5 protein-coding genes are annotated in these 5,984 nt (G+C 42.6%); 3 read left to right on the plus strand and 2 right to left on the minus strand.

Translation table 11 applies throughout. From position 1 onward, the window contains the following. The 3 genes from HWQ37_RS01815 to HWQ37_RS01825 form a co-directional block, all read left to right on the plus strand. Positions 1–591 (plus strand): O-methyltransferase (locus tag HWQ37_RS01815; protein ID WP_363318082.1); only part of this gene is annotated, 591 nt, incomplete at its 5' end. A gap of 225 nt (positions 592–816) precedes the next feature. Next, a complete protein-coding gene (locus HWQ37_RS01820; RefSeq protein ID WP_292743040.1) occupies positions 817–1,830 on the plus strand; it encodes an aspartate carbamoyltransferase catalytic subunit in 1,014 nt (337 codons plus the stop codon). A 272-nt stretch (positions 1,831–2,102) separates the two neighbouring features. Then, a complete protein-coding gene (locus HWQ37_RS01825; RefSeq protein WP_292743042.1) occupies positions 2,103–2,543 on the plus strand; it encodes a pentapeptide repeat-containing protein in 441 nt (146 codons plus the stop codon). A gap of 70 nt (positions 2,544–2,613) precedes the next feature. Here the strand turns inward: HWQ37_RS01825 and HWQ37_RS01830 are convergent, their stop codons facing one another. Next, complete coding sequence (locus HWQ37_RS01830; RefSeq protein ID WP_292743044.1) at positions 2,614–3,954, minus strand: TldD/PmbA family protein; 1,341 nt, start codon at positions 3,952–3,954, stop codon at positions 2,614–2,616. A 382-nt stretch (positions 3,955–4,336) separates the two neighbouring features. Continuing rightward, positions 4,337–5,809, minus strand: a complete 1,473-nt coding sequence (locus HWQ37_RS01835) for a TldD/PmbA family protein (protein ID WP_292743046.1) — start codon at positions 5,807–5,809, stop codon at positions 4,337–4,339. Positions 5,810–5,984 lie beyond the last annotated feature (175 nt).

Here is a 5,984-nt window from a genome sequence, read left to right on the forward strand (position 1 = left end):
GCTTTTATCTTAACTGTAATCTCTGTGTACTTCAATTTGAAGTGCGGAGTGTGGGTTCTAAGAACACTTGCTGCGAGCAAACCTGCTGGTATGTTTCTTGAACTGGGTACAGGAACTGGCGTGTCTGCTGCTTGGCTTTTGAACGGTATGGATCGGGAATCCAAGCTGATCTCAGTTGACCAAGATGACAAAGTGATAGCTGTTGCCAGAAAGTATTTGGGTCAGGATCGGAGAGTGGTTTTCCATACAGAGGATGCGACGATTTTTTTAGGTAAAATAGCTGCTCAAAAGTTTGATTTTATATTCGCTGATGCATGGGTAGGAAAATATAGCTGCCTTGAGGATACGCTCAATTTGCTTAAGTTGGGTGGCTTGTACGTTATTGATGATATGTTGCCTCAAGCCATGTGGTCTGAGGATCAGGCTTCAAAAGCTAGCCAACTCATTTCAAACTTAGAATCCAGGAGCGATTTGACGCTTTCAAAAATTAACTGGTCTACAGGGTTAGTAGTTGCAGCGAAAGTTAGAGGACAGACAGAGGCAGGATTGCCAGGAGAGCGATTTTTTTCCGGGGAGATGGGCAACAATTAAGGTGATTTCTGTAATACCTTATCCAATTGACAAGCACTGTATAAATCCTTGACGCTAGAAAGAACAAGTAGCTAATTTGATAGAATTCAGATGATATCATTTCCTCTACATCTGTAAATTAAAAAGCTGAAGAGACGCGATGTCTGACGACAAGCCGCTTCTCTACGAGAGGCTACGCCAATGCGTCAACGCTTGTATCTCTATGCAGGAAACTAATTGCTATTTATGCCTACTACAACCTGGAATCGTCATCACATTCTTTCCCTAGCTGACTTTACTACCTCTGAATACGATACAGTTTTGCAAACTGCTGCCAGTTTTCAAGAGGTGCTATCACGGCGGACGAAGAAAGTGCCAACCTTGCAGGGACAAGTGGTGGCCAATTTATTTTTTGAATCGTCTACCCGGACTCGCAGCAGTTTTGAACTCGCAGCCAAACGCTTAAGTGCGGATACGCTGAACTTCGCCGCCGCCACATCTTCTATGACTAAGGGAGAAACAATTCTCGACACGGCGAAAACCTATTTAGCAATGGGAACTGATATTATGGTAGTCCGCCATCGAGAGGCAGGAGTACCAAATGCGATCGCAGCTGAAATGGATCGTTTAGGTGTACGAGTTAGCGTCCTCAATGCTGGTGATGGTCAACATGAGCATCCTTCCCAAGCACTGCTAGATTTATTTACCATAACTACTCTAATTGACCCAGATCATCCCCGACTGGAACTTTTAAAGGGGAAAAAGATTGCCATTGTTGGGGATATTCTGCATTCTCGCGTGGCGCGATCGAATATTTGGAGTTTAATTGCCAGTGGTGCCGAAGTGCATCTGGCTGCACCACCAACACTTTTACCGAAATTATTTGCCGAGTTTATCTCGGAAGAGTCAGAAGTCAGAAGTAATTCCCCTAATCCCCAACTTTTTCTACACTGGCAGCTAGAACCAGCTTTGCAAAATGCCGATTTTGTCATGACTTTACGTCTGCAAAAGGAACGGATGACGGCTCATTTGCTGCCAAGTTTGCGAGAATATCATCAGATGTTTGGTATTACAAGCACAAAACTGCAACTTTGTAAACCTAACGTCAAAGTTTTGCATCCAGGCCCAGTCAACCGTGGTGTTGAAATTAGTTCTGAATTGATGGATGATCCAGAGTTTAGTCTGATTCAATCACAAGTTACCAGTGGTGTCGCTGTTCGGATGGCGCTGCTGTATTTATTAGGTAGCGGTAAGGCTTAATAAAATCTCAGTTAGAAATTTCCTCCCATCGGACTACTTTACGGAACAATATCTAATCCCATCGAACTTATTACAGCGCTTCCGGCTATTATGCAATATAGTTTTCTTCTTACCCCTCTCCTATCATCGCTTTCAGCTTTTAGGATGTACCTCATAGCTGCCGGAAGTGCTGTATTATTCCGATCGCATGAGGACAGAATTTGGTAATCTTGGCACACTGGTATCGTAGAAGTTCAGAATTTCATGACTTCTAGAAGTGTTCGAGGTAAATTATGAAACGAATTTTTTTGACGGCAGCAGCCTTACTCAGCACGCTATCTTTAGCTGCTCCCATTCCCGTCAAAGCAGAAAATTCCGCCCCTGTCCGCCGCTTGTTGGAAACTAGAGAATGTTCGGGATGTAATTTAGCCGGAGCAAATCTCAAAGGCGCTCATCTAATCGGTGTTGACTTGAGAAATGCAAATTTAAAAGGAGCTAATCTCGAAGGTGCTAACTTAGAAGGTGCCGATTTAACTGGAGCTAATTTAAAGTCTGCTAATCTCACACAAGCATTTGTGAGCGATACTATCTTAAATAATGCCAATCTTACCAACGTTAATTTGAGTAATTCGCGTTTATATAATAGTGATCTAGATGGCGCTCTTTTAGCTGGTATTGATTTAAGCGGCGCTCATGTATTTAATACTGCCATTAGCGTCGGTGGTGAATACTAATGGTGAGTCATGATTTCAAAGTGATGAGTTAAGAGTGGAATATAACTCCTAACTCTGCACTTCTTAAGTTTTATTCGCCGGTAATCGATAGTTCATTTACCCAGATTTTTGGGCAAACTCCCCCTGGCGTTAACTCTGGTTCTTTTTCTACATAAATAATTGACTTCAAGAGTTCTAAGAAATCGCCAGCAACTGTTGCAGACTCAATACTCGTCCTCACGCCCTTATTAACTAGCCAACCATCAAAGGGCAAAGAAAAGGAACCTTGTAAGGCTTTAACTCCCGCATGGAGAGCTTGTAAATCATCGATAAAAATCACATTTTCAGCAGTGTCTAAGCTAAATTCCTGTTCAGGAGTTGCTGTTGAGAATACGTGATAAAAATTGGGACTAACGCTGACTTTTGCGCCAATACTAGCATTACCCGTTGGCTGGGCATTTAACCTTTTAGCAGTACCGGCACTATGGAGAAATCCTGTTAAAACGCCATTTTCAATCAGCGAAATTTGACGAGTGGGCGTTCCTTCGCCATCAAAAGTTTCTGCGCCTACGTTAGCTGGATGCAGTGCATCATCATAAACTGAAATCAGCGGAGAAGCAATTTCTTTACCTAAATCATCAGGAGTAGATAGACTTTGATTGTCTAAAATACTTTGGGCATTGAACAAGTTAGAAAAAGCACCCAACAGACTTAAGAAAGCTTCGGCTGAGAAAACAACTCGATATTTACCAGTTTTGATTTTTTCATAATTCAAGTGACTGATAGTCTTATCGGCAGTTTCTTTAATACAACCATTAATATCTAGATTATCTAAACTTTGGTTGATTCTATAAGCACCTGCACTGCGCGGTTTTTTCCCTTCTTCCTCAGTTTTGCTGTAAAGATAAACTGATGCCAAAGAGTGAGATTCAGTTCTCACCGCGCCGTCGCTATTGAGATAAAACCTATCAACATCTCTTTGCGATAAACCGTTATAAGGTACACCTTTAATTGCTGGATGAGCCGCCAATAATTCTTTTTCAGCTACCAACAATTTTTCTATGAGTTTGGCAACAGGTGCTTGTGGTGCTTTATCTTGATGTTGATTTGGAATCGGAATAGTAGCCTCTGGACTAAAATCAGGAACATTTTCTTTAACACCAAAGAAACTGGCTTCGTAGGCAGTTTTCAAAGCTAACTCTAGTCCTTTGGGGTCTACATCTGTGGTGCTGGTGACACCCATTGTATTCTCTTCATTCCAGACACGAACAGTAACACCAGAGCGATTTGAAGCTTTAACTTGTTTTGGCTCTCCTTGGTCTACTTGCACGTTAGTGTCATCTACTGTTGAGCCATAAATGTCGAATTTCTTAATCCCAAGCTTATCAGCATTGTCTTTGGCAGAATTTGCAATTTCATTGATATTCGGCATAATCAATTTTTGATATTAGAGTTTGTATTTTGGATTGGAAACGATTCAATTTTTGATATTAGAGTTTGGATTTTGGATGTTATCACTTATATTTTTCTCGTAGTGTTTTTATTGATGAAACAGTCATAGCTAGAATTTCGGTAGCTTCTTACATTGCTTTGTTCTAGATCCCCCTAAATCCATGCCACGTGCTTCAAGTCGGCAGAGCCGCCCAACGCAGTGGCTCCCCTTAAAAAGGGGGACTTTGAAAGGTTTTGCCCGTTTTTAAGGGGGGTTGGGGGGATCAATAAGTGCCTAAAATCACAGCCAACCACTTTTCAAACAACCTCTTAAACTCCTACTCATTCACAATCCAAAATCCAAAATCTAAAATCTAAAATTCTTATCGTCCACCGACGGTAATAGAATCAACTTTGATGTGGGGTTGTCCGACTGTGGTGTAAATACTGCCACTGACTGAGCCACAAAAACCTGGTGCAATTTCTAAATCTTGGGAACACATGGAAATTTTATTCATAATTTCCTTAGCTTCACCGATGAGAATTGCTCCCTTTAATGGTTTGGTGATTTTGCCATTTTCAATTAAATAAGCTTCATCAACACTAAAGTTAAATTGACCTGTAGCACCAACGCTACCACCACCCATTTTTTTACAGTAAATACCTTTATCAACGGAGGCAAATAATTCATCAATGCTATATTCGCCAGAATCAATATAAGTATTACGCATCCGGCTAGCGGCGGCATAAGTATAATTTTGGCGACGGCCACTTCCAGTTCTGGGGTGTCCGGTGCGTGTGGAACCTGTTCTATCTGCTAAGAAGTTTTTCAGAACGCCTTTTTCGATTAATAGGGTTCTTTGAGCCGGCATACCTTCGTCATCCATATCAATTGTCCCGAAGGCATTTTCAGAGCGCCCTTCATCCCAGGCTGTCAAACTTTCGTGGGCAATTTTTTCGCCTTTTTTGTCAGCAAAGGGAGAGGTATTGCGTTCTATTTGAGTGGTTTCTAGCAGGTGTCCACAAGCTTCGTGGAAGATTACGCCGCCAAAGTGATTGGCCATAATGATGGGATAAGTACCCGATTCTACGTAATCTGCATAGAGCATTTTTCCAGCCGATTCTGCTATTTTTTCAGAGGCTTGTTGAGAATCCCAAGTCCTCAAGAAGTTGGCATCGCTAGTATTACCCGCGCGATCGCCAATTGAGGTACGATTAGCACCATCAGCACACAATAGGTTAAATCCTACTGATTGGGTAAGGCGAATATCACGGGCAAAAGTCCCGTCACTGGCGGCGATTAAAACTTCTTGCCAATCGCGGAAATAGGTAGCACGGCGCGATTGGACGTGGCTAGCTTTTTGCTTCAGGTGGGTAGTACCATCTAAGAGGATTTCTCCCATTTCTCGGATGGAGCTACACATCGGTAGCCATGAATCTTTACCTCTTTTGGTGGCGTAATCTCTCAGTAATTCTAGGTTGATTTCTGGGATGAAAGCTTTAGCAGTGGGCAGTTGCAACCCCAAGATAGAAAGACCTTTTTCTAAGGCTGCTTTCAAACCGGAAAAGGAAAGGTCATTGGTGCTAACGTAACAGTCAGCTTTAGCGCGAAATACTCTGACTCCCGCGCCTGTAGACAGACTGGGTGAAATACTCGTGATTGCGTCATCTTCTGCAAGAGAACTAATATAGTTACGACGCTCTAAAAATAATTCGATGAAGTCAGCGCCGGCGGCGCGTCCTAGTCCGAGAAGGGTAGCCAGGGGGGCTTCCCAGGTTTCATCGAAACGCTCTGGTGTCGAGGAATATTGGAGAGTAGGAAGTTGATTCGAGAGAAGTAGCGTACTTGTAAGCATGGGTAGCCTCGTCTGCTGGCGTAGTTCAGAGATTTGACCGAAAAATCCTGGTGTGTTCACTCTAGCAAATTTAAAAATATCCCGTAATTTCTCTCCCTACTTCGTTGAACTACGGTGTACACACAAGTCGAATTACCCCCCTTAATCCCCCCTTGCAAAGGGGGGAAACAAGAAA

Origin of the sequence: Nostoc sp. NMS4 (assembly GCF_017115095.1) — a bacterium.
GTDB lineage: Bacteria > Cyanobacteriota > Cyanobacteriia > Cyanobacteriales > Nostocaceae > Nostoc.